The 23,577-nt window shown below is 75.9% G+C and carries 16 protein-coding genes and 2 tRNA genes; 8 read left to right on the forward strand and 10 right to left on the reverse strand.

Annotated features, from left to right (window positions below):
- Positions 1–17: 17 nt before the first annotated feature.
- The 3 genes from ACFC1F_RS24155 to ACFC1F_RS24165 all read left to right on the forward strand — a co-directional run bounded on the left by ACFC1F_RS24155 (position 18) and on the right by ACFC1F_RS24165 (position 2,281).
- Positions 18–644, forward strand: coding sequence for a GNAT family N-acetyltransferase (locus ACFC1F_RS24155; RefSeq protein WP_376161188.1), 627 nt, complete (start codon positions 18–20; stop codon positions 642–644).
- Positions 645–703: 59 nt separating this feature from the next.
- On the forward strand, positions 704–1,414 hold the full coding sequence (locus tag ACFC1F_RS24160) for a sensor domain-containing protein (protein ID WP_376161190.1): 711 nt from the start codon (positions 704–706) through the stop codon (positions 1,412–1,414).
- A gap of 120 nt (positions 1,415–1,534) precedes the next feature.
- Complete coding sequence (locus tag ACFC1F_RS24165; protein ID WP_376161192.1) at positions 1,535–2,281, forward strand: class I SAM-dependent methyltransferase; 747 nt, start codon at positions 1,535–1,537, stop codon at positions 2,279–2,281.
- Positions 2,282–2,372: 91 nt separating this feature from the next.
- On the opposite strand, the gene ACFC1F_RS24170 is transcribed toward ACFC1F_RS24165, so the two are convergent.
- The 8 genes from ACFC1F_RS24170 to ACFC1F_RS24205 form a co-directional block, all read right to left on the reverse strand.
- Positions 2,373–3,557 (reverse strand): hypothetical protein, encoded by a 1,185-nt coding sequence (locus ACFC1F_RS24170; protein WP_376161194.1) that lies wholly within the window; start codon positions 3,555–3,557, stop codon positions 2,373–2,375.
- 440 nt (positions 3,558–3,997) lie between these two features.
- Positions 3,998–4,071, reverse strand: a tRNA-Met gene (locus ACFC1F_RS24175).
- A gap of 26 nt (positions 4,072–4,097) precedes the next feature.
- Positions 4,098–5,423, reverse strand: coding sequence for a PrsW family intramembrane metalloprotease (locus ACFC1F_RS24180; protein ID WP_376161196.1), 1,326 nt, complete (start codon positions 5,421–5,423; stop codon positions 4,098–4,100).
- 126 nt (positions 5,424–5,549) lie between these two features.
- Positions 5,550–6,380, reverse strand: coding sequence for a tRNA (guanosine(46)-N7)-methyltransferase TrmB (gene trmB, locus ACFC1F_RS24185; protein ID WP_307853208.1), 831 nt, complete (start codon positions 6,378–6,380; stop codon positions 5,550–5,552).
- 193 nt (positions 6,381–6,573) lie between these two features.
- Positions 6,574–7,809, reverse strand: a complete 1,236-nt coding sequence (gene lhgO / locus ACFC1F_RS24190) for an L-2-hydroxyglutarate oxidase (RefSeq protein WP_376161198.1) — start codon at positions 7,807–7,809, stop codon at positions 6,574–6,576.
- A gap of 75 nt (positions 7,810–7,884) precedes the next feature.
- Positions 7,885–9,477 carry a TROVE domain-containing protein gene (locus ACFC1F_RS24195; RefSeq protein WP_376161199.1) on the reverse strand — a complete coding sequence of 531 codons (1,593 nt, stop codon included), beginning with the start codon at positions 9,475–9,477 and terminating at the stop codon, positions 7,885–7,887.
- 146 nt (positions 9,478–9,623) lie between these two features.
- Positions 9,624–9,752, reverse strand: a tRNA-OTHER gene (locus ACFC1F_RS24200).
- A gap of 265 nt (positions 9,753–10,017) precedes the next feature.
- Positions 10,018–11,445 (reverse strand): MFS transporter, encoded by a 1,428-nt coding sequence (locus tag ACFC1F_RS24205; RefSeq protein ID WP_209413492.1) that lies wholly within the window; start codon positions 11,443–11,445, stop codon positions 10,018–10,020.
- 744 nt (positions 11,446–12,189) lie between these two features.
- Between ACFC1F_RS24205 and ACFC1F_RS24210 the strand changes: the two genes are divergently transcribed.
- The 3 genes from ACFC1F_RS24210 to ACFC1F_RS24220 all read left to right on the forward strand — a co-directional run bounded on the left by ACFC1F_RS24210 (position 12,190) and on the right by ACFC1F_RS24220 (position 15,961).
- Positions 12,190–14,367: an asparagine synthase-related protein gene (locus ACFC1F_RS24210; protein WP_376161201.1), complete on the forward strand. Its 2,178-nt coding sequence runs from the start codon at positions 12,190–12,192 to the stop codon at positions 14,365–14,367.
- A 249-nt stretch (positions 14,368–14,616) separates the two neighbouring features.
- Positions 14,617–15,138: a universal stress protein gene (locus tag ACFC1F_RS24215; protein ID WP_209413490.1), complete on the forward strand. Its 522-nt coding sequence runs from the start codon at positions 14,617–14,619 to the stop codon at positions 15,136–15,138.
- Positions 15,139–15,256: 118 nt separating this feature from the next.
- Entirely contained in the window at positions 15,257–15,961 is a 705-nt protein-coding gene (locus ACFC1F_RS24220; RefSeq protein WP_376161203.1) for a DsbA family oxidoreductase, read from the forward strand.
- A 38-nt stretch (positions 15,962–15,999) separates the two neighbouring features.
- On the opposite strand, the gene ACFC1F_RS24225 is transcribed toward ACFC1F_RS24220, so the two are convergent.
- Both ACFC1F_RS24225 and ACFC1F_RS24230 read right to left on the reverse strand, forming a co-directional pair.
- Positions 16,000–18,132, reverse strand: a complete 2,133-nt coding sequence (locus tag ACFC1F_RS24225) for a sigma-70 family RNA polymerase sigma factor (protein ID WP_376161205.1) — start codon at positions 18,130–18,132, stop codon at positions 16,000–16,002.
- 577 nt (positions 18,133–18,709) lie between these two features.
- Complete coding sequence (locus ACFC1F_RS24230; RefSeq protein WP_376161207.1) at positions 18,710–19,708, reverse strand: helix-turn-helix domain-containing protein; 999 nt, start codon at positions 19,706–19,708, stop codon at positions 18,710–18,712.
- Between the two features lie 554 nt (positions 19,709–20,262).
- Between ACFC1F_RS24230 and ACFC1F_RS24235 the strand changes: the two genes are divergently transcribed.
- Both ACFC1F_RS24235 and ACFC1F_RS24240 read left to right on the forward strand, forming a co-directional pair.
- On the forward strand, positions 20,263–21,639 hold the full coding sequence (locus tag ACFC1F_RS24235) for an NAD(P)/FAD-dependent oxidoreductase (RefSeq protein WP_376161214.1): 1,377 nt from the start codon (positions 20,263–20,265) through the stop codon (positions 21,637–21,639).
- 142 nt (positions 21,640–21,781) lie between these two features.
- The gene (locus tag ACFC1F_RS24240) at positions 21,782–23,296 is read left to right on the forward strand and encodes a PP2C family protein-serine/threonine phosphatase (RefSeq protein ID WP_376161209.1); all 1,515 of its coding nucleotides are present in this window, start codon (positions 21,782–21,784) and stop codon (positions 23,294–23,296) included.
- Positions 23,297–23,577 lie beyond the last annotated feature (281 nt).

Below are 23,577 nucleotides of genomic sequence, written 5' to 3' on the forward strand. Positions count from 1 at the left end.
GGGTAGGGTCGGCAGACATGGTCCCCGTCCGACTCACCGGCCCCCGCCTGGCCATCCGCGAGTTCCACCACACGCCGGGCGACGTCGACGCCCTGCACGCGGTCTTCGGCGACCCGGAGGCCACCCGCTACCTGCCCTTCGAGCCGCGCGACCGCGAGGACTGCGCCGACCAGATCGAGCAGTACCTGGAGGAGGCGCTCCAGGAGGAGCGGACGGTCTACCGACTGGCCGTCACCCGGCACACCGACGCCGGCGACCCCGCCGACGCCACCCCCATCGGCACCGCCGCCCTCACCGTCGGCGGCCACCGCTCCGCCCACCTGGGCTACGCGCTGCGCGCCGACACCTGGGGCAACGGCTACGCGGGTGAGATCACCTCGCTGCTCTGCGACTTCGCGTTCGGGCCGCTCGGCCTGCACCGGCTGGCGGCCCGGGTGGACGTGGACCACGACGCCTCGGCCCGGGTGCTCACCCGGGCCGGTTTCCGCCTGGAGGGCCGGGTGCGGCACGACGTGTACCTGCGGGGTGCCTGGCACGACTCCTTCCAGTACTCCCTGCTCCAGGACGAGTGGCCGCCCGGACGGGGGGATAACCCCACCCCCGCTCCGGCGGGGAGCCGGATGTCCGGCAGGCCGCTTCCTTGACAGGGTTAACCCATCAGCCCGAACGGCACCGCCACAGACCCGAGGACCGAGGCCCGGCTATGACGACCAGCGAGCACACACTGCGCAGCGAGTACGACCGCCACGACGGCGCCCGCCGCACCGAGGAGCCGCCCTACGCCTGGCGGGCGCCGTTCTCCTCCTACTACTACCGGGAGCTGGGCTTCGTGCTCAGCGGGTTCCCGGTCGCCATCGCCGGCTTCGTCTTCTCCGTCACGCTGTTCTGCCTCGGCCTCGCCACCTTCGTCACCGTCCTCGGCCTGCCGGTGCTCGCCGGACTGACCAGCGGCGCCCGCGGCTTCGGCCGGCTGGAGCGGTCCCGGGCCCGCGGCATGCTGGCGCTGGACGTGCCGGGCCCGGAGCCGGTGCGGGCGGTGCGGCCCGGGGCCTGGGGCGCCGTCACCGCACGGCTGACGGACGTGGCCGGCTGGAAGGCCGCGCTGTACCAGGTGGTGATGTTCCCCTGGGCGGTGCTGAGCTTCTCGCTGTCGCTGGTCTTCACGCTGGTCGGCTGGGTGCTCGCGTTCTACCCCGCCTACCACTGGAGCTTCCGGACCTACACCGACTGGCCGGGCTACCGGGTGTTCGACTACTGGGACAAGGGGGTCGAGCACGTCTACTACATCGAGTCGCCGTGGCAGATCGCCGGGGTGTCGCTGATCGGGACGCTCCTCGTCTTCCTCGCCCCGCAGCTGTTGCGCGGCCTGACCAACGTCAACCGCCTCGCCGTCCGGGGCCTGCTCGGCCGCTGACCGGCTGACTCGCTGACCCGCCGACCGGCTGACCCACTGACCCGCTGACCGCTCCACCGGCCCCGCCCGCGCCCGGACACTCCGGATGCGGGCGGGGCCGGCCCGTGTTCGCATGGCCGGATGACCGCCCGCACCAACCGCACCGGACCGGGGCAGGCCACCGGAGCCCTCGTCACCTCCCGCCCGCTGGACGAGTACTGCGGCCTCTTCGGCCTGACCCGCGCCCAGCTCGCGGCCCTCCCCGGGCCGCTGCTCGACTGCCCCGGCGGAGCGGCCGGCCTGGCCGCCGAGGCACGCGAACTGGGCTGCCACGTGATCGCCGCCGACCCGGCGTACGCGTGGCCCGTCCCCGAGATCGAGGCCGGCGCACTGGCCGCCCGGGCGACGATGGCCGCCGCGCTGCACGCCCGCCCCGAGCTGTACCCCGCGCCCTACTTCCACCCGAACGACCGCTACCTGCGCAGCTGGGACCGGGCCCGCCGGCTGTTCGCCGCCGACACCGCCGCCCACCCGCAGCAGTACGTGGCCGCCGCACTGCCCCGGCTGCCGTTCGCCGACGGCACCTTCGCGCTCACCCTCAGCGGGTACCTGATCTTCGCCTACCCCGAGCTGTTCGGCCCCGACCGGCAGGTGGCCGCGCTGGCCGAGCTGGTCCGGGTGACCGACCCCGACGGTGAGGTCCGGGTCCACCCCCTGTGCGACGGCGCCGGCCGCCACTGCCCCCACCTCGACGGGGTGCGGCACGCGCTCGGCGAGCGCCGGATCGCCAGCGAGGTCCGCCGCCTGCCGGCCGGTGGCGCGGGGCGTCCGGGGCGCGTCCTGGTCCTCCGGGCCGCCGACCGCCGCCGCCGGGCCGCCGCCGGTTGACGGTCACCCGCCGGTCCGGAGGCTCCGGGGCCGGGGGCCGGGGTCGCCGGGCCGGGAGGTCGCGGGTCGGGCGGTCGGAGGTCGGGCGGGTCTAGGCGGGCGGTTGCGGTTGCGGCTGCGCCTCGCCGGCCGGCCCGGCCTGCTGCGGGAGGACGACCGGTGCAGGGGCGACCGGTACGGGGGTGTCCGGCACGGGGGCGACCTGCGTAGGGGCTTCCGGCGCAGGGACGGCCGGTGCCTCCAGCCGGGACAGTATCTTCTCCGCCAGCCAGCTCCGGTCCGAGCCGTACGGGATGCCGTCCGGCGCCATCAGCCGCCCGGCCACCGCCTCGCGCAGCCGCTGAGCCTCGGCGGCCGGCAGGCGGGAGAGCAGGCCGCGGGCGGCCAGCAGCGCGTGGTACTGCTCGAAGCCCGAGCGCGGCTGCTCGATCGCGTCCAACAGGCTGGACAGGTCGGCCAGCGACGGGTCGCCCTGCATCAGTGCCAGCGCCTGGATCCGCCGGCCCTCGGAACCGTCCGCGAACAGCTCGCGCACCTGCTGCGCGGTCAGCGCCGAGCGCCGCGCCGTCGAGCGGACCTCGGCCACCACGCCCTCCGGCCCGGCCACCGCGCTCGGCGGCAGCTGGCCGGCCAACTGCTCGGGCCGCTCCGCGCTGCTGCCCAGCAGCCCCAGGTGCTGCATCGCCCGTACCCGGAAGTCGTCCGCGCCCACCTTGTCGCCCTTGCGGTCGCGGTCCTGCCCGGCCAGGAAGAGGTCCAGTGCCTGGTCCGCGTCCGAGAGCACCTGCGGCAGCGTCAGCCGGGTCACCAGCCACCCGGCCAGGAAGCCGGACACCAGGAAGTAGAGGACGAGCGCGACCGCGAACGGCACCGCGCCCTCGTCGCCGCCCAGCGCGGGCGCCAGTGCGGTGCCGAGCCGGTGCAGCCGCTCGCCGAGCGAGCCGAGCTGGGTCAGCCCTACGCCCAGCAGCACCTTGGTCAGCCAGTCCGAGACCTGCTCCAGATTGGTGTTCGGCGCGTACGAGCCGTGCGGCTCACCGTTCGGGCCGGCCCCGCCGCGCACCCGGGGCACCCCGAACAGGAACCCCAGCGCACCGCCCAGCACCACCGACGCCCCGGCCACCACCAGGCCGCCGCCCAGCGCCTGCCAGGCGTGCTCGCGGCCCAGCGAGAAGAGCAGCAGCCCGAGCACCCCCACCCCGGGCAGCACTCCGGCCGCAGCCCGCTGCGCCGCACGTCCGGCCGCGCCCCCCGCCCGCCGGGTCGTCCTCGCCATCGCCTACCCCCTGTGCCCGTCCGGCTCCGCTCCGGAATCCGGGCCGAGCCTAGTGCCCCCGGAACCCGGCCGGAACGCCCCGGCGGCCCCCGCCGGAACCCGGCGGGAACGCAGACGGCCCGTGGGCTGCTCCTCCGCGCCGGCCCTGTGAGGGGCCGGGCGCCGAGGCACCGGGGATGTACCGGTGAGCCCACGGGCCGGGTGACTGCTTGGGATTTCGCCTGCCGGAGGCCTAGGACCTCGCCCTGCGCAGGCAGGGGCGGCTCTAGCGAGCAGCCACCTCACACATCCTGACGGTACTCAACCAGGATCACCTCCTTTCAGTGTGCCGCCACTGTAGGCAGCTCCCCCGAAGGAGGGCAACGGATTATTTCGAGGAACGGACCCGCACATGCGAAAGGCCCGGAGGACGAGTCCTCCGGGCCTTTCGTGCTACTGAGTAGCGGGGACAGGATTTGAACCTGCGACCTCTGGGTTATGAGCCCAGCGAGCTACCGAGCTGCTCCACCCCGCGTCGGTGAACCCAACAATACGGGGAAGTCACGCGGATGGGAAATCCGTTCCCCGGCGGGCCTGCTCCGGTGCCTTCGTCCGGCGGGTTCCGTGGCGTGCGGTGCGGGCCCTGGCCCAGGCGGCGAAGCAGACCAGGGCGGCGAAGCAGGGCACCATCAGGACGGCGTAGACCAGCAGGAAGCCGTGGGTGCCGAGGTCGGCGGCGGCGTTCCAGGTGCCGTGCAGGGCCATCGAGAGGAGCAGTCCGGCGGGGGCGGCCAGCCGCGCCAGCCAGCGGCGGCCGGTGGTGAGGGTGACGGCCAGGCCCAGCCCGGTCAGCGCGGTGAAGAGCGGGTGGGCGAAGGGGGAGAGCAGGCCGCGCAGGACGAAGGTCTGCACGGTGCTGTCGAAGTCCCGCAGGCTGGGTTCTGCCCCGAGGCCGATGCTGTCCAGCCGCTGCTGCTGGTCGTCGGTGAAGGCGCGCCCCAGGTAGAGCGCGTTCTCGGTGAAGGCGAACCCGCAGGCGGTGATCCCGCCGAGGACCACGCCGGCGGCCAGCGTGCGCGGCCGCGCACGGGCGCGCGGGCGGTCGTGCGTCAGTGGGTACGGGCGCAGGTACGGCAGCGGGCGCAGGTAGGGGCGCAGCCGTCCGCGGGCGTGCGGCAGGGTGGGCCGTCGGCCGTACCGGCGGGGCGGCCGGGGGCCGGGGAGCCGGTGCAGGACGGTCGCGCAGGGGCGGTCGGTGCGGTGGCCGCGACATCGGAGCCGCTGGCCGAGCGGGAGCAGCAGGACGAGCAGCGCGGCGCCCTTGGCGCTCTCCTCGATCACCGGGGTGACCAGGTCGGCGCCCAGCATCTCGCCGAGTCCGCCCTGGTGGGCGGTCAGGTAGGTGCTGGTCCAGCCGTTGGCGAGGATGGCGACGGTGGTCGCCGCGAAGGCGCCCCAGCCGAGGCAGAACACGGTGTGCCGCAGCGGCACCCGGGCGGTCTGGTTGAGCCAGGCGAGGCCGCCGAGCACGAAGGGCAGCGGGACCATCGCGAGGCCGAGGCCGACCAGCAGCCCGGTGGTGCCGGTCTGGCGGCGGACCAGGTGGAGGATCAGGACGCCGCAGCCGGCCAGGGTCAGGACGGCGGTCGCGGTGACGGAGGAGAGCGCGACCGGGCGGGCGGGGCGCGGTGGCCGGGGCGGCACGGCCGCGGACGGCACGGGGACGGACGGTACGCGGACGGGCGGCGACCAGGGCACGATCCGGTGGGCCCGGCGCCTCCGGGGCCCCGGGATGGTGCGGGTGCCGGCGGTGCGCGTGGGCACCTCTCGGTCGTCGGCGGTGGCCCGGACGGTGGTCCGGAAGCCGCCGCCGGACGGGCTGCTCACCCGGCACAGGGTAGGCCAAGGCACCGGCCCCACGGGAGGACTCGGGACGAATCCCCCCGCCCGGGCCGGGCCGGTCCGGGCCGTACGGGCTCCGCGGGGCCGCCGGGTCGAACGCCCGGCGGCCGCTCAGCGGCGGCGGAACAGCAGGTCGTGCACCACGTGGCCCTTGGCGATGCCGGCCCGTTCGAACTTGGTGACCGGCCGCCAGTCCGGCCGCGGCGCGTAGCCGGGGATGCTGCCGTCCGGGTGGTCGGCTGGCTCCAGCCAGCCGGTTCCGTCACCCTCGGGGTGCAGGTTCTCCAGCTCGGGAGAGGCGGAGAGCACCTCCAGCATCTGCTCGGCGTACGGCTCCCAGTCGGTGGCGCAGTGCACCAGGGCGCCGGGGGCCAGCCGGGGCAGCACCAGCTCCAGGAAGGACGGCTGGACCAGCCGGCGCTTGTGGTGCTTGGGCTTGGGCCACGGGTCGGCGAAGTAGACCCGCAGGCCGGCCAGCGAGGCGTCCGGGAGCATGTCGCGCAGCAGGATCACGGCGTCGCCGGCGGCGAGCCGGACGTTCTTCGAGCCGTCGCGCTCCAGCATGCCGAGCAGGTTGCCGTGGCCGGGGGTGTGGACGTCGGCGGCGAGGATGCCGGTCGCCGGGTCGGCGGCGGCCATCGCGGCGGTGGTCTCGCCCATGCCGAAGCCGATCTCCAGGGTGACCGGGAGGTCACCGAAGAGCTCGCGCAGGTCCAGCGGGCTGCCGTCGATCGCGATGCCGTACTTCTCCCAGCCCCGGTCCAGCGCGCCCGCCTGGGCGTTGGTCATCCGGCCCCGGCGCGGCTGGAAGCTGCGGATGCGCCGCTCGCTGTGCTGGGCCTCGGTGGCCCGGTGCGGGTACATCGGCGCGGGGTAGCCGGCCGGCGCGGCGGAGAGCCGGGCGGAGGGCGATTGCTGGGGGATCGGGGCGGTGGCAGTCACAATCACCCGAGTCTACGGGGCCGCCGTGCACGGGCCGCAGGGCCTGTGACGCACGCGACGCGCCCGGCGCACCGCACGTACCGGGTGCACCGGGGGGACCGCACGCCATGCACGGTGGACCGCACGTACCGGGTGCACCAGGGGACCGCACGTGCCGGGCGGACCGCGGGTGCGACGGGGCCGCCGGGTGCGGTCACCCGCCCGCCTCCAGCGCGGCCAGCGCCCGGCGGGCCACCTCGCGGCCGATCGGGAGGGAGGCGGTGGCCGCGGGGGAGGGCGCGTTCAGCACGTGCACCAGGCGGCGGGTGGAGCGCGGGTCCTCCGGGTCGAACCCGGCGAAGGCGAAGTCGTCCAGCAGCGAGCCGTCCCGGCCGACCGCCTGGGCCCGCACCCCGGCGGTGGCCGGCACCAGGTCCTCGGCCGTGACGGCGGGCAGCAGGCGCCGGACGGCGGTGGTGAACGCCCGCTTGGAGAGCGAACGGTGCAGCTCGCCGAGCTCGTACCGCCAGTGCCGGCGGGCGATCTGCCAGGTGCCGGGGAAGGCGAGCGTCCCGGCCAGGTCGCGGGGGCGCACGGTGCGCCAGTCGTAGCCCTCGCGGGCCAGTGCGGGCACCGCGTTCGGGCCGACGTGCACGTCGCCGTGGATGCCCCGGGTCAGGTGCACACCGAGGAAGGGGAACGCCGGGTCGGGCACCGGGTAGACCAGGCCGCGGACCAGCTCCCGGCGGTCCTTGGCCAGTTCGTAGTACTCGCCGCGGAACGGCACGATCCGCACACCGGGGTCGTCGCCGGCCAGCCGGGCGATGCGGTCGCTGTGCAGGCCCGCGCAGTTCACCAGGACCTGGCAGCGCAGCTCCCCGGCGGAGGTCTGCACCGTCACCCCGTCGGCCCGGCGGGCGACCGCCCGCAGCTCCGTCCCGGTCCGCAGCTCCGCCCCGGCCTCGCGGGCCAGCCGGGCGTAGGTGCCGGCCACGGCGGGGAAGTCGCAGATCCCGGTGGTTCCGACGTGCAGCCCGGCGATGCCGGTGACCTGCGGCTCGTACCGGGCGATCCCGGCGCGGTCCAGCTCGGTGACGGGGATGCCGTTCTCCCGGCCGCGCTCGGCCAGCGCGCGCAGCCGCGGCAGTTCGGCCTGGCCGGTCGCCACGATCAGCTTGCCGGTCACCTCGTGCGGGATGTCGTGGGTGCGGCAGAACCCGACCATCTCGGCGGCGCCCGCGACGGCGTACCGGGCCTTGAGCGAGCCCGGCCGGTAGTAGACGCCGCTGTGGATGACCCCGCTGTTGCGGCCGGTCTGGTGCGCTGCGAAGCCGGCCTCCTTCTCCAGCACCGCCAGCCGCAGCCCCGGCCGCTCCCGGGTCAGGGCGTACGCCGTGGACAGCCCGACGATTCCCCCGCCCACCACCAGCACGTCGACGTCGTACGCCACCGCTCGCTCCTCGCTCCGCCCCGGCACGGCCCGCCGCCGATGCTGCCACGGCGGGCCGTGCCGGTCGAGGGGGCCTCAGCGGCCCTTCGGCTCCAGCCACGGCCAGGCCGCGTCCCGGCGCGATTCGAGCAGGGGGATCAGCCGGAACGCGGCGTCGTTCAGCCCGCCGAAGGTGTGCCGGTTCGCCGAGCCGCTCGGGCCGTGGCCGGTGGCGTAGCCGGCCAGGTTCCAGGTGTACACGGGGACGTCGGCCGGCACGGCGGCCAGCGGGTCGCCGCCGCTCCAGTGGCCCGGACCGGTCTGCTCGTCGGTGACGATGACGACCCGGTCGTGTCCGCGGTAGTGGGTGCGGACGGCCGTGGTGGTGTCGGTGCCGCCGAGGTTGCCGAAGCGCCCCAGGACGCGCAGCACCGCCTCCCCCCTGCCCACCTCGACGACCCGGCTGGTGGAGCCGAACTCGACCAGGTCGGCGTCGGCCGCCCGGACCTTCAGCGCGGTTCCGAAGATCGCCGCCGAGTCGGCCCGGTTGAGCTGGGTCTGTGCGCTCGGCCGGTCGAACATCGAGCCCGAGCGGTCGACCAGGACCAGCGTCCGGCCGGGGAGCGAGGGCACGTTGGCGAGCGAGTGGGAGAGCGCGGTCTCCAGTGCGTGCCCCCAGCGCAGCGACGGCGCGTGCCGGTGGGCGGCGAGGTAGCGGAACGGGAACTGGCGGGAGCGCTGCACCTCCTCCCGGTCGCTGATCCGCCGGGCGACCTCGGCCGCGACCTCGTCCGGGACGCCGGCCTGGTCGAAGTTGCGCAGGTTGCGCACCAGCGCCATCGGGCCCATGGACGGGATGACCGCCTCCCAGACGGCCGCGTCCAACGGTCCCTGGAGCCATCCGGCCAGCGCCTCCCAGGTCAGCCCGGCCGCGGCGAGCCGCTCGGCGCCGCCCTCGGCGGTGACCGCCGCCCGCCGCTCCTCGACGGGCAGTGCGAGCAGTTCGCGGTTGGCGGTGAGCAGCCGGTCGGCGGCGGGCGGGACGGCCTCCTCCGGCCGGTGCCGGCGGTCCAGGGCGTAGCGGAACAGCTCGCCCTGCCACGGCTTGGCCGGGTCGGGCGAGGGGTGGGTCAGCTCCAGCACGTCCCCGAAGCGGTAACCCCTGGACGCGGTGTCGTACTTGAGCAGCGAGCGGCCGTGGTAGAGCCGGCGGACGGCGTCGGCGATGCCGCGCTTGAGCGGCTTGGGCAGCGCGCGGCCGTAGTGGGACGTCCAGTAGGCGAGCAGCTCGCCGGGTTCGTCCGCGCGCTGGAGCACCGCGTCGACGGCCTGCCGGGAGTGGCCGGGCGCCCCGGCGTCCAGCCGGGCCCGGGTGAACTCGGCGGCGCCGACCAGCGCCGCCGTGCGCAGGTGCGCGTCGGACCGCAGCCAGCGCAGCAGGCCGAGGGTCCACTCGGGGTCGGCGACGGCGAGTTCGCGCACCAGTGCGGTGTAGCGGTCGTCGCGGTCGCCGCCCGTCTCGTAACAGGTGTCCTGGCCGACCATGTTGGCCACCGCGAGCAGGAAGAGCTCGGACTTCGCGTCGCGGAGGAATCCGGTGCCGCCGTTGTGGTTGGCGGCGCGCCGCCCGGTGGTGGTCACGGGCGAGCCCGGACTCGGCCTGGCCGTGCGGACGTTGAAGCGCGACATGGTGGAATCCCCCTGCTGACTGGTCGGACGTGCAGGAGGCATGGCAAAGGAAGGGGTGCCCGAGATCGTGCCGGCCCGGCGGCCGGCCTCGGCGGAGGTGTATGCCTTGTGCTCTACCGGATTGAGCTAGCAGCCGCGCTCGCGCACGGCACGCCCGGGATTCGAACCCGGAACCGCAAGATCCGAAGTAACCCCCGCCTGCGCACCGGGCACCCCGGCGCTCTGCCTCCCGAGATCAAAGGTGACGGCGGTTCGGTTGTCCGATTCAACGTGCCCCGCCGGGGCACTCCACGAAGTAACCGCTGTCATCGCACCGGGAGGTGCGGAAAACCTATTCACCTGTGGGTGTCCAGAGTTCCGAAGCGGCTGGGGTAACAAGCTGCTCTACCAACTGAGCTACACCGGCCGGAGCCGATGGCGGGACTCGAACCCGCGACACGCTCCATGGAAAGGAAGTAACCCCTGCCTGCGCACCTGGACGTGAGAGACCATAGCTGGGCCTCTCGCGCCGGTGCATCCGATTTACCGCAGGCGTCCCGCTCAGGCCGGGGCGACGATCACCGCGCGCGCCCGTTCCGTCAACTCCCTCACCCGGCGCTCCCCCTGGAAGGGTTCGAGGCGGCGGAGCATCTCCACCACGTACTCGCGGCTGCGCTGGGAGGAGATCCGGCCGGCCACCTCGACGGCGCGCTCGCCGGCCGCGACCGCCGCGTCCAGGTTCCCCGCCTCGGCCTCGGCCATCGCGGAGACGACCAGCCGCAGCCCGTGCGAGCGGACGTAGCCCTCGGTGGGGCGGGCGAGTGCCTCGCGGGTGAACTGGCGGACCTTGGAGGGCACCCCGAGGTCGCGGAAGCACTCGGCGGCGTCGGCGGCGAGCCGGTCGTAGGCGTAGAAGTCGATCCACGCCGGATCGGGGTCCCCGGCGCGTGCCCGTTCGAGTGCGCTCTCCGCCGCGCCGAGCGCCGTCGCGCACGCCGCCGCGTTGCGGGCCTTGGCCTGGGCCCGCGCCTCGACCAGGTGGAAGAAGCTCATGGTGCGGGCGGTGGCCAGGCCCCGGTTGCGCTCCAGGGCGGCCTGGGCGAGGTCGACCGCCTCCTCGGCGAAGCCCCGGTAACCGGCCTGCAGGCTCATCGAGGCCAGCACGTAGCCGCCGAGCGGCACGTCGGCGGCGGCCCGGGCCAGTCGCAGCGCCTGGATGTAGTAGCGCTGGGCAGCCTCGTGCTGGCCGGTGTCGAACGCCATCCACCCGGCCAGCCGGGTGAGTTCGGCGGTGGCGCCGAACAGCGCCCGGCCGACCGCGTCGCTGTACGAGGCCAGCAGCAGCGGCGCCGCCTCCACCCGCAGGCACTCCGGCACCATCGACGAACGCCAGTCCCCGCCGCCGTACTTGGAGTCCCAGCGGCGGGCCTCCTGGGCGGCCTCGCGGAGCTTGGCGGCGTCCGAGTGGCCCACCCGGTAGGAGCCCGCGTCGGCGGGCGTGCGCGCCGCCTCGCGGGCCACCGAACCGTCCGCGGGGGTGATCAGCCAGCGGGAGACGGGGGTCGCGTACGCGGCGACCGAGAAGGTGCCGGCCAGGCTGTCGCTCCAGCGGCCGCCGCCGGGGCCGCGCCGCAGGTCGAGGTCGATCCGCCAGAGGTCGGTGGCCGAGCGGACCGCCTCGGAGACCTCGCGCGGGAAGGCCAGGCCGAGCTCGGGCGCCGGGTCGGTGTCGCCGAGTCCGATCTCCTCCAGCGGCACCGGCCGGCCGAGCTTGCCGCCGATCGCGGTGGCGATCAGGTGCGGGACGGGGCCCTGCGGGACCATGCCCTTGCTGACCCAGCGGGCCACCGAGGTCTTGTCGTAGCGCAGCGTCAGTCCGCGTTGGGCGCCGAGGTCGTTGACCCGGCGGGCCAGGCCGGCGTTGCTGATCTGCGCGAGGGTCAGGAGCGTGCCGAGCCGTTCGTTCGGTCCTCGTGGGCTGACGGTCATGGTGGCGGCGGCACCTCCTGCGGCCTTGTGCGCGGGGCCCGGGCGGCACCGGGCCGTAGCTGCTGTACCTAGAGTAGTCGGACGCGTTCCGAGGGTTAAGAGGCCGCATTCCGGATGGCGGGATCGCGCACCCGGCGGCGGTCGGCCGGTGCTCCGGCGGGCGGCGCGGCGGGGTTGGTCCGGACCGCTCGGAACCGGCCGCCGGTGGTCGGTCCGGCCGCGCGCCGGAGCGTTGTGCTCCGGTCCCGTGTCGATGTGCGCCCGGCCGTGCCCCCTGGCCCGACCGGCGGGTCGGCGATTCGCTGGTGGTCGTGGGTCGGCCCGCCGTCGAGGACCCGGCGGGCCGGGGGATGCCGCCGTCTCAATCCCCGCGGACGGCGGCGGAGTCCGGGAGGGCATGCGGATGCCCTCCCGGGCCGAACGACGCCTTTCGGCCATCTCGCGATGGCCATGACAAGGCGGTCGCGAGGGCGGTCCGGGCCGGGGAGGGGGAGGCCCGGCCCGCCCGGCGGGAGCCGCGGCGCCACCGGGCACCGCCGCCCCGGCGGCCGGCCGGTGCGGCCCGGCGCCGCGAAATCGGAAACGCCAACTCCGGTCACGGCGCAGCGAACCGGTGGCACGATGTCTCCTGACGGCGCGCCGGATCCGCGGTGGGCGGCCGCCGCGGCGCGCCACGGGCTGGCACGGGGCTGCCCGGCGGCGGAGGCGCCGCACGGCGGCAGGTCCTCGTCCGGTGGAGGCGCGATGCGGTGGCTGACGGGCTGGAGCACGGGCACGGCCCGGCCGGGCACCCCGGCGCACGAGGCGCCCGGCACGGTGGCACCGATCGCCGCGCGCGCCCTCTGGACCGGCCCCAACCCGCTCTGGGCGGTGGGCGACTGGCGGCCCGAGGAGATCCGTCTCGCCACCATCCGCCCCGGCGCCCCCGCCACCGTCACCACCGGCCCGGCCGGCCCCGACCCGGCCGAGGACACCCCCGCCACCACCCGGCTCGCCGTCCTCGGCCACTGCGGGGCCTCCGACGCCGAACTGGCCGCCGGTCTGGCCGCCGCCCGCGGCGGCGCCGTCCGCCACCTCACCGCCTGGCCCGGCAGCTACACCGTCGTGCTGCGCACCGGCACCCGTTCCACCGTGCTGCTCACCGACCTGGCCGGCGCCCAGCCCGTCTTCCACACCCCCTGGGCCGGCGGCACCGCGTACGCCACCGCCGCCCTGCCGCTCGCCGACCTGATCGGCGCGCCCCTCGACACCGGCCACCTCGCCGCCCGGCTGGCCTGCCCCGAGTCGCCGGAGGCACTCGGCACCGGCACCCCCTACCTCGGCGTCCAGCAGGTGCCGCCCGGCCACGCGCTGGCCATCCGGGGCGGACGCCCCTATCTCTCGGCGTACGACGAGCCGGCTGGCGCGGCGCGGCAGCGCGGCGAGGCGCCCGCCGTCCGGGAACTCACCCGCGCCCTGCTGGAGTCGGTCCGCTCCCGGGTCCGCACCCCCGCCCCCGGCTCCGCCGGCAACGGCCGGGCCCGGCTGGGCGTCGACCTCTCGTACGGAACGGCGTCCGCCACCGTCGCGCTGCTCGCCGCCGCCGTGCCGCTCGCCCCGGCGCCCGGCGCGGGCGTTCCCGTCCAGGGAGCGCCGGCGGCCGGGGGCGGCGGCGCCGGGGACGGGGCCGCCGCCAGGAGCGGGGCCGTGAAGGGCTCCTGGGCCCGCCCGGCCACGCGGCCGCCGTCCGCGCCCGAGCAACTGGCCGCCGTCACCCTCGACGAGACCGAGACGCCGGCCACCCTGGCGCTCGCCCCCGACCTTCCCCGGCTGCGGCACACCGTGCTCGCCCCCGGGCCCGGCACCCTCCCGTACGCGGACCTGCGGGCCGACCCTCAGGCGGGCCGGCTCACCGACGAACCCGGCCCCGAGCTGGTCGCCGCCGTCCGTGCGGAGGCCCGCTTCGACGCCGGCGGCACCGACCACCTCACCGGCTACGGCGCCCGTCAGGTCCTCGACGGCCACCCGGCCCGGCTCGCCGACCTGGTCCGGGCCGGCCGCCCGCGCGAGCTGCTGCCCCCGGTCGCCGCTCTGGCCGGCGCCGACCGGGCCACCGTCGGCGTCCTGGCCGGCGCGCTGCGCACCCCGCTCACCGTGGTCCGGGCCGCCCACCGGCTCTCCCGGATCCGCTACGCCGAGGCGCTCGACGACGCCGCGGTACGGCTGACGCTCCGCCACGTCCCGGACGGGGGCGGCACGGCGGGTGCGCGCTCGGCGGACGACCTGGCCTGGTGCGTCCCCGGCCCGGCGGCCCGCTGGCTCTCCGACGAGGCGCTGTCCGCCGTCGCCCTGCGGCTGCGGCTGGCGGCGCGCGAACCGGCGCCCGCCGAGCTGCCCGGCGCGCGACGGGCGCGGTACGCCCTGCACCGGCACGCGCGCGGGTTCCGCACCCTGGTGCACGCCGCCGAACAGCCCGGCCAGCGGCTGCACGCGCCGTTCCTGGACAACCAGGTGGTCCGCGCGGCCCGGCTGCTCCCCGACGACGTCCGGCTCCAGCCCGGCGCCCGGTCCGCCCTGCTGCACGCCGTCCTCACCGGGGCCGGCCGCACCGACCTTCCGTCCGACTGGGGCCGCGGCACCCGCCCCGACCGCACCGCCCCCGCCCGGGCCGGCCTGCGGCTCGCCGCCGACGGCCTCGCCGAACTGTTCGACGCCCCGCTGCTCGCCGAGGCGGGCCTGATCGACCTCGCCGCCGTCCGGGCCGGCCTGGCCCGCTCCGCCGACCCGTCCACCCCGCCGGCGCCGGGCACCCTGGCCGGGCTCGCCGAACTGGTCGCCACCGAACTCTGGCTCCGCCGCGTCCGCGCCCGTCGGCACGGCGCCTGCTGGACCGGCCTCCCGGTCGCCGAGCGCGCCGCCCTGGCCCCGGCCCGCTTCGCCTGACCCGCTTCGCTGACCCGCGCCGGAGTCCGGCCGGGGCTCCGGCGCGGCACGTGGACCGGGTGGCCGGGAGTCCGGCCGGGATTCCGGCGCGGCACGCCCGTCCGGACGGGCCGGGCGGGCAATCATGGCGCCATTCCGACTCGCTCCCTCCGCCCTGCCCGTCCCGTCTCGCCCTACCCGTCCCTGCCCGTCCTGCCCGTCCTGCCCGTCCCTGCCCGTCCGTCCCGTCCCGCCCCCGTGGAGGCCGTGGTGACCAGCGCCAGCCCGGATCCGTCCGTCCCCGTCGTCCTGTCGGTGCTCGGCCGCCCGCCGACGGGCCGCCCGCCGGGGGTGCTGGCGGCGTGCGACGGTTCGGACGGTTCGCTCTGGGCGCTGGACCGGGCGATGACCGAGGCCGAGCGGTTCGGCCTGCCGCTGTACGTGCTCGCGGTGGTCAACCCGGCGCCGGGCGGCTACCCGCCGGGGATGGCCGAGCTGGTGCAGGAGAGCGTCGAGACGCTGGTCGAGAGCATGGCGGACGGCCTGCGCCGCTCGGTGGCCGCGGTGCAGCGGGCCCGGACCCGCCGGTACGAGGGGGAACTGTCGCTGCACGTGGTGCTCGGCAACGTGATCGAGGTGCTGCTGGCGGCGTCGGCCCGGCACCACACGCTGGTGATCGGCACCCGCGGCAACGGGGGCTTCACCCGGCTGCTGCTGGGATCGGTCACCTCGGCGGCGGTCCACCACGCGAGCTGCCCGGTCCTGGTCGTCCCCGCTCCGCCGGCCCCTTGAGCCGCCGCACCCCGTGTTGCCGGGAATGTCCCGAGATGCGCTGCCGGGAATGTCCCGAGATGGTTCATCGTTCACCTATCTCGGAACCATCCTCCCCACCCCCTGGAGAAACCCCGTCATGAAGGTCGAGATCTACTCCGACATCGCCTGCCCCTGGTGCTACATAGGCAAGCGCCGCTTCGAGGAGGCGCTGGACGGCTTCGCGGGCAAGGAGAACGTCGAGGTGGTCTACCGGCCGTACCAGCTGGTGCCGGACGCGCCCGCCACGGCGAGCCCGCACCGCGCCTGGCTGGCCGAGCGCTACGGCCCGCAGTCCGTCGCGATGGACGCCCGGGTGGCCGAGCTGGGCCTCGCCGAGGGCATCACCTACGACTTCGACGCGGCGCTGCACGCCAACACCTTCCTCGGCCACCGGCTGCTCCACCTCGCCGAGACCGAGTACGGCGCGGCCGTGCAGGGGCGGCTGAAGGAGGCGCTGCTCAAGGCGCACTTCACCGACGGCGTGGACGTCGGCGACCGCGCGGCGCTGACCGAGGTCGCCGTCGCGGCCGGCCTGGAGCGCGACCGGGTGGCGGCCTACCTGGCCGGTGACGAGGGCACCGCCGAGGTCCGTGCCCAGCTGGCCGAGGCCCGTGAGCTGGGCATCACCGCCGTGCCGACCTTCGTCTTCGAGGGCAAGTGGGCGGTCCAGGGCGGTCAGGAGGCCGAGACCTTCCGCAAGGTGCTGGAGCAGGTCGCCACCGAGATCGGCGAGCGCCGCCCGGTGCCGGTGCAGGTCGCCGCGGCCGGCGAGGCGTGCGCGGACGGCTCCTGCGCGATCTGACCCGCCCGCCCCTCACGGCAAGCCCCCCGAGGCCCGCTTCAGTCGCACCTGAAGCGGGCCTCGGCCCAGTCCGCCGCGTTCAGGGCCGACCAGACGCCGTGCGCGGGGGTGACCACCAGGCGGATCGACCGCTGCCCGCCCAGCGGCACGTGCACCGGCACCGCGTCGTCGCCCGTGGCCAGGACGGGCGACCTCCACAGCGTGCGGCCGTCGCCGCCCTGCACGGAGAAGACCACGCCGCCGGGTGAGGCGGTGATGTCGTCCACTCCCGCCAGCGCGTCGAAGGACGTGCAGCCGCGGTTGAGGTCGACCAGCGTGCCGGCGGGCGCGTGGACGGTGATGCCGTGCGCGTACCGGGTGCCGCCGATCGAGACGCTGTCCCGTTGCCAGAACCAGTCGCTGCCCTTCTGCCGGATGCTCGGGCCCGGCGGCGGCACCCGGTTGTTGCCGGGCTTGAGCACCGGCAGGTCGTCGGCCCAGAAGTCGGTCGGGGCGGGCGGCGTCGGCGTCGGCCTCGGCGTCGGTGGTGTCGGAGTCGGTGGTGTCGGAGTCGGCACCGGCGGGGGCGTCGGGGTGGGCACCACGGGGACGTCCGGCGTGGGCACCGGCGGCACGACCGGCGTGGGCACCTCCGGGACGGGGGGTTTCGGGACGGGGGGTTTCGGCGACTGCGGCCCGGGCGCCGGGCTGGTCGCCGGCGCGGCCGCCGCCGTCGTCGGCCGCGGGCTCGGCGCCGGCGGCGGCACGGCCTTGGGGGCCGGGGCGGGCGGGGCCTTCGGCGCGGGCGTGGCGGAGGGGCCCGGCGACGGTTCCTCCACCTGCTCCGGCTCCGAAACGGGGCTGCTCGGGGCCGGGGTCGGCGGCTCCGGCGCCGCGACGGGCGGCGGGGCCGGCACGGCGGGGGCCGCCACCGGGGGAGCGGCCACCGGGGGCTTCGGCGCGGGCGCGCCGGTCAGCGCGTACGCGGCGGCAGCGGCCGCGGCCACCGCGACGGCGGCGGCGATCCCGGCCTTGGCGGCGGCGCCCAGGCCCTCGCCGGCCACCGCACCGACGGCCCCGCCGCCGGAACCCGCCGTACCACCGGCGGCGCCCCCGGCCGCACCGGCCGTCGCGCCGGCCGTCGCGCCGGCCGTCGTTCCCGCGGTCGTACCCGCCGAGGTGGCGGCCGCCGCACCGCCGACCGCCGCCGCCCCGCCCACGGCGGCCGCGGCGGCGCTGAACCCGCCCACACCGACCCAGACCAGCACGCCGCCGGGCAGCAGCGCCCGCAGGCCGTGGTTGATCTCGGACAGTTCCAGGCAGGCGGCCGTGCACCGGTCGCACTCCTTGAGGTGACGGCCGACCTCGGCCGACGCCCGCTTGCGCAGCGAGCCGCGCGCGTACGCGCCGAGCCGGTTGGCGTACGCCTCGCAGTCCCGGTCCTGGCTGCCCGAGACGTGGGCCTGGAGGAAGCCCGCGGCCAGCCGGTCGCGGGCGCGGTGCGCCTGGACGGCGGTGGCGTTGGCGGTCTTGCCGAGCATCACCGCGACGGTCTTCGGGGACTCCCGCTCGACCTCGGTGTGCCAGAGCACCATCCGGTCGTCCTCGGGCAGTTCGGCGTAGGCCTGCATGACCATGCGCTGGTCGGCCATCGCCATCGCCCAGGCGTCGGCCCCCGGGTCGGCCAGGTCGAGGTCGACGGTGGCGGCCGAGGTCTGGGCGAACACGCTGAAGTCGTCGACGAGTTGCTCGCGCCGCTCGCTGCGGGTCCAGGCGGCGGCGACGTTGCGCACCGCGGTCAGCAGGTAGGCGCGGACGGCGAAGTCCGGACCCTTGCCCGCCTTCAGCGCCTGAAGGGTGCGGGCGAACACCTCGCCGGCGAGGTCCTCGGCGGTGAAGCTGTCGCGGCAGCAGGTCCGGGCGTAACGGCGCACCGCGTCGGCGTGCCGGCGGTAGACCTCCTCGTAGGCGGTGTCGTCGCCGGCCCGGACGCGGGCGGTCAACTCGGCGTCCGAGGGCGGGCGCTCGCCGTCCACCGGGTCGGCGGGGGCGGGTACGGTCCGGCGGGCGGGGACGCCGTTGCCGACGAAGGCCTCGGGGGCGACCCCGCCCCGTCCGGCCGGGGCCTGGCCGGGGACGCGGGTGGGCGGGAGCGCGGCGGCCGAGGCGGAGAGCGATTCGCGGCTGGGCATGCCGGCCTGGTCCGGCACCTGTCCCGGATGCGCCGGATTCCCGCGGGCCCCCTGGTGCCCGGACGGCAACGGCCCGGAACGCCCGGGCGGGGAGCCGGGCGCACGCCCCGGCCCGTGACCGGGCGCGTGACCGGGTGTACCAGCGCTCGGGCCTTCAGCCGCGCCCTCCGGCCCGTTTGTACCGGATCGGCCGAAGTCGAGGCCGTAGCCGTAGTCGTTCTGTTCCTCGGCGCTCACAACGGACCCCAGATTCCACGACAGCCCCCGAAGTGTGGCAGGGCGTGCGGGAGCGCGTGGGCGCACGATTCCCCGCTGCGCGGCGCCGGGTGCGCGCGAACGGCGCGCATCGGGACATTGGCTCCAACCACGGGCAAAGGATGGCATAGCGCAGAGTTGGGCGGTAGCCGGACCGCCGTGACCCACTCTTCCGAGGGGCCGTCGCGGAGGTGTTCGGCCTGCTCACGGTGCCCGGCGGCACGGCGGACGCGCGGAGTGCGCGGCCCGTCCGTGCGCCCCGGTCCGACGCCCAACTCACCTGCCCGCAGCGGACGGCGGCCGCGCCCGGCCGCGCCGGGGCTCAGCGCGCCCGCAGCCCGTCCAGCAGAATCTGCAGCAGCCGGTCGGCCGGACCCTCGGTGGCCTGACCGTCCGTCGGCCGGCCACTCGTCGGTGAACCCCCCGCCGGAACCGCGGCCGACGTGTGCACGGGTTCGCCCGCCACCGCGCGCGTGGCGTGCACCGGCACCGAGGCCGTCAGCACCAGTACGACGTCGGCCACCGTGACCCCGGGCCGAAGCTCGCCCGCCGCACCCGCCCGGGCCACCAGCGCGGCCAGCAGCTGCAGCAACAGCCGCGGGTCCGCATCGGCCGCCGGCGCTTCGGCGCCGCCCTGCTGCGCCACGGCACCCTGCGCCACGGCATCCTGCGGTCCGGCACCGAACGACCCGGAGCCGAACGACCCGGAGCCGTACGAGTCGGCGCCGTACGACCCGGAGCCGGATGGCTCGAACCGGCCCCCCGGGAGCCCGCCCGCCCCGGCCGGATCGCCGGAACGCTGCTCCGGCACCCGGCCCAGTTCGTCCGCATACCGGAACGCCTCCGGCGGCAGCAGCCGCCCGGCACCCGTGGACACCGCCCGCGCCAGGTACCCGGCCAGCGACTCCCAGGCACCGCCGCCGCCGTAGAGCGACTCACGCGCCTGCGACGTCAGCCAGGCCACCTCCTCGGCCGCGATCCGCTGGACCAGCACCTCCTTGCTCGGGAAGCGCCGGTAGACCGTGCCGACCCCGACCCCGGCCCGGCGCGCGACCTCCTCCATCGGCGCGCCGTAGCCGAACTCGCCGAAGACCTCGCGGGCCGCGCGCAGCACGCTCTCCAGGTTGCGCCGGGCGTCCACCCGCAACCGGGCCCCGGGTACGGGCCCGCCACCGCCCTGCGGCGGCTCGCTCCGGTACGGCACCCCGGCGTACGCCACCGTGGCCTGTTCCGGAAGGCCGCCGGGACCGCGCTGCTCCGGCACCACACCCGGGACGGTACGCGGCGCATCCCGCCCCAACAGTCGTTCCTGCTCCATCATCCCAACTCTCCCCCGCAGGCGCCCGATCCCGGACCCTGTCGTCGCCCGCCCCTGCACCCCCCGGTGCAGCTCCGTCCGTTGTCAGAAATGACCAGATGACCCATCGCTCGTACCGGTCGTGCCGTTCGCTCCGCCCAGGTGGTGTCCGACCACGATCGCCGGACCGCACGTGTCCGACCGCATACGCATGAAGACCACGCGTTTGAGGCCTCGTCCGGGACTACCCTTCCCCGGATCACGCTCCCGCAGTCGGGTTGCTCCCGCCAACGCTGGAACTGGCCGTAATGGCAGCTCCACGGTGCGTCGCCGCCGATTGTCATGGCGATGGCCGCTCCGACACACAATCCGACCATAGTTCACCGCCGTTGAAAGCCGAAAGTGCGTCAGAAAGTCACCCCGGCAGCACATCCGGCCCCACCTGTCCACTCCCGTCCCAACTGCCTCGGTACGGACTGTGGACAAGAGGCCCTTCGACGGTCCTTCATGGAGGGCGTGGTGGGGGGTGCCCCGGCCGACGGGGCCGGCGGGAAGGTCACTTCGGCAGGAGGTGCGCTATCAGGATCCTGATCGTCGGGGGCGGCTGCGCCGGGATGTCCGCCGCGCTGCACCTCCAGCGCGGCCTGCGCGAGCGGCTCCGGCGCGGCGACGTGGAGATCACCGTCGTCGAGCCGCAGCCCTACCTGACGTACCACCCGCTGCTCGCCGAGGTCGCGGCCGGCTCGATCGACCCCCGCCACGTGGTCGTCCCGCTGCGCCGCGCGCTGCCGGACTGCCGCGTCCTCACGGCGCGGATCACCCGGATCGAGCACGCCACCCGCCGCGCCTGGGCCGACGCCGCCGGCCACGGCGAGCCGCCGGCGCCCGTCGAGCTGGACTACGACGTCCTCGTCGTGGCCCCCGGCTCGGTCTCCCGGACGGCACCCGTCCCCGGCCTGGCCGAACACGGCCTCGGCTTCTCCACCGTCGGCGAGGCGGTGAGCCTGCGCAACCACGTCCTGGAGCAGCTCGACCTCGCCTCCGCCACCCGCGACCCGGCCCTGCGGCAGGCCGCGCTCACCTTCGTCTTCGTCGGCGCGGGCTACGCCGGCGTCGGCGCGCTGGCCGAGCTGGAGGACATGGCCCGGTACGCGGTCCGCGGCTACCACAACATCAGCCCCGAGGACCTGCGCTGGGTGCTGGTCGAGGCCTCCGGCCGGATCCTCGCCGAGGAGTCCCCCGAACTGGCCGAGCACACGCTGGCGCAGTTGCGGGAGCGCAGCGTCGACGTCCGGCTGCGGACCACCCTGGACTCGGCCGTCGGCCGGGTCATGGCGCTCTCCGACGGCAGCCGCTTCGCCGCCCGCACCCTGGTCTGGACGGCCGGGGTGCGCCCGTCCCCGCTGCTGCGCGACACCGACCTGCCGCTGGACACCTCCGGCCGCGTCCGCTGCCTCGCCACCCTCCAGGTCGTCGCTCCGGACGGGCGGGCGCTCCCCGGCGTCTGGGCGGCCGGCGACGGTGCCGCCGTGCCCGACCCGCACGCGGACGGCGCCCCCTGCGCCCCCAACGCGCAGCACGCGTTCGCCCAGGCGGAGCTGCTCGCGGCCAACGTGCTGGTCGCGCTGGACGGCGGCCCGCGGGCGGCGGGCATCGCCGAGTACCGGCCGGACCGCGCCGCCTGTTCCACCTCGCTCGGCCTGGGCCGCGCCGTCGCCCACACCCGGCGCGGCGGCAGGCTGACCGGCCGGAGGGCGTGGTGGCTGCACCGGGCCCGGCACCTGCGCCGGCTGCCGAGCTCCGACCGGCGGGTGCGGGTGCTGATGGACTGGCTCCTGGGCGGGGTGTTCTCCCGTGAAGTGGTCTCGCTGGGGGCGGTCGAGCACCCGCGCTCGGAGTTCGAGGCGGGGTTCGGACCGGGCCCCGGGCCCGGCTCCCGGCCCGGCCCGGACTGACATGACGGCCGCGCCGTGGGCGCGCGACTTCCGGAATCGGGCCTCCGCCTGACAGGATCTGCCCAACCGAGTCATTACCCCGTGTGCCAGTGCGCATACAAAAAGTGATGATATGCCTGGAAATCGAGGAAGCGGCCGTCGTTTGAACCTCATGCGCTGGAGCGCCCGGCTCACCGGAGTCCCTTGGCGTGCCGCCCCGCCCACCGGGAACGGCACCGACCAGGGCGCGCCGTCCGGCGACGTCGTGGTCCCCAGCCCACGCGACCCCACCAGCCTCGTCAGCCCGACCGAGGTGCTCGACCCGCAGAAGCCCCAGGACCTGCGGGAGGTGCTGAACCGCATCCCCGCCCCCGTCGCCGTCACCTACGGCCCGCTGCACCAGCTCGGCTACGCCAACCGCGCCTACCGCGAACTCTTCGGCGACCGCCCCACCGGCCTGCCCGCCTGCGACGCCCTGCCCGAACTCGGGACGATGGGCGTCCTGCCGCTCATGGACCAGGTCATCCGCGGCGGCCGCCCGCGCAGCGTCAAGGCCCGCTGCATCCTCGGCCTCACCGGCAACCGCTACTACAACGTCTCCTGCGTCCCGCTCAGCCGCCAGGACCACCGGGCCGAGCCGGGGCCGACCGACGATCACCGGGAACACCGGGAACACCGGGAACACCGGGAACACCGGGAACACCGGGAACACCGGGAACACAAGGCGCCGTCGCCGGCCGGGGTGCTCATCTTCGCCGCCGAGGTGACCGACCAGGTCCTCGCCGCCACCCGCCTGCGGGAGTCCGAACGCCGCCACCGCGAGGCCGCCGTCACCCTCCAGCGCAGCCTGCTCCCGCAGAAGCTCGACCAGCCGGCCGACCTCCGGGTCGCCGCCACCTACCAGCCGGGCGGCGCCGAGGCGGCGGTCGGCGGTGACTGGTACGACGTCATCGCCATCGACGGCGGCCGCACCGCGCTGGTCATCGGCGACGTCATGGGCCGGGGCCTGCGCGCCGCCGCGGTCATGGGACAGCTCAGGACGGCAGTCCGGGCCTACGCCCGCCTCGACCTCCCCCCGCACGAGGTGATGCGCCTGCTGGACGGGCTCGCCATGGAGATCGACGCCAACCAGATCGCCACCTGCACCTACGCGGTCTGGGACCCGCAGCGCCACACCCTCACCTACGCCTCCGCCGGCCACCTGCCCGTCCTGCTGCGCTGCCCCGACGGCACCGTCCTGCGCAGCGAGGAACAGAACGGCCCGCCGCTCGGCACCGGTGGTGGCGTCCACGTCTCGCACACCCTGCGCCTGCTCCCCGGTACCACCGGCGTCCTCTATACGGACGGCCTGGTGGAGCGCCGGGACGAGGACATCGACCAGGGCCTCGACCTGCTCGCCCGCACCCTCACCGGAGCGGTCGGCGCCCCCGAGGTCATCTGCGCCCGGCTGCTCCGGGCCATGGGGGTGACCGCGGAGCACGACGACGACGTCGCCGTGCTCGCCTTCCAGCTGCCGGCCGAGGAGGCCCCGCCGGAGCTGGAAGCGGGGCAGAACTCCGGGGCGGAGCCGGAGACGGAGCCCGGGGGTGAGCCGGGGAGTGAACCCGGGGCGGAGCCGGGGAGCGAGTCCGGGAGTGAGCCGAAGGCCGGGGTTGACCCGGGGTCCCAAGAGGTCTAGTGTTCTTCGAGCTGCCTGGCAGGGAGCACCGGACACGCATCGGCGCGGACGGTCCCGGGGCAGCCAATCCCTAGAAACACCACTTCCCGGTTCGGGCTGGGTCGTGCTTTGCCTTTTTCGGCAACGCGGCTCGGGCCTTATTCGGCGTGTCCGTTTATATGGATTGCGGCCGGATTCGCTTTTCGAAGCGGGGATGGGCTAGAGTTTGAAACGTCGGACGGGGCGTCAAGCCGCAGAAGACACCAGCGAGTTGGATGAACGAAGCGCCGGAAACGGAGCGG

Origin of the sequence: Kitasatospora sp. NPDC056181 (assembly GCF_042266225.1) — a bacterium.
Classification (GTDB): Bacteria; Actinomycetota; Actinomycetes; order Streptomycetales; family Streptomycetaceae; genus Kitasatospora.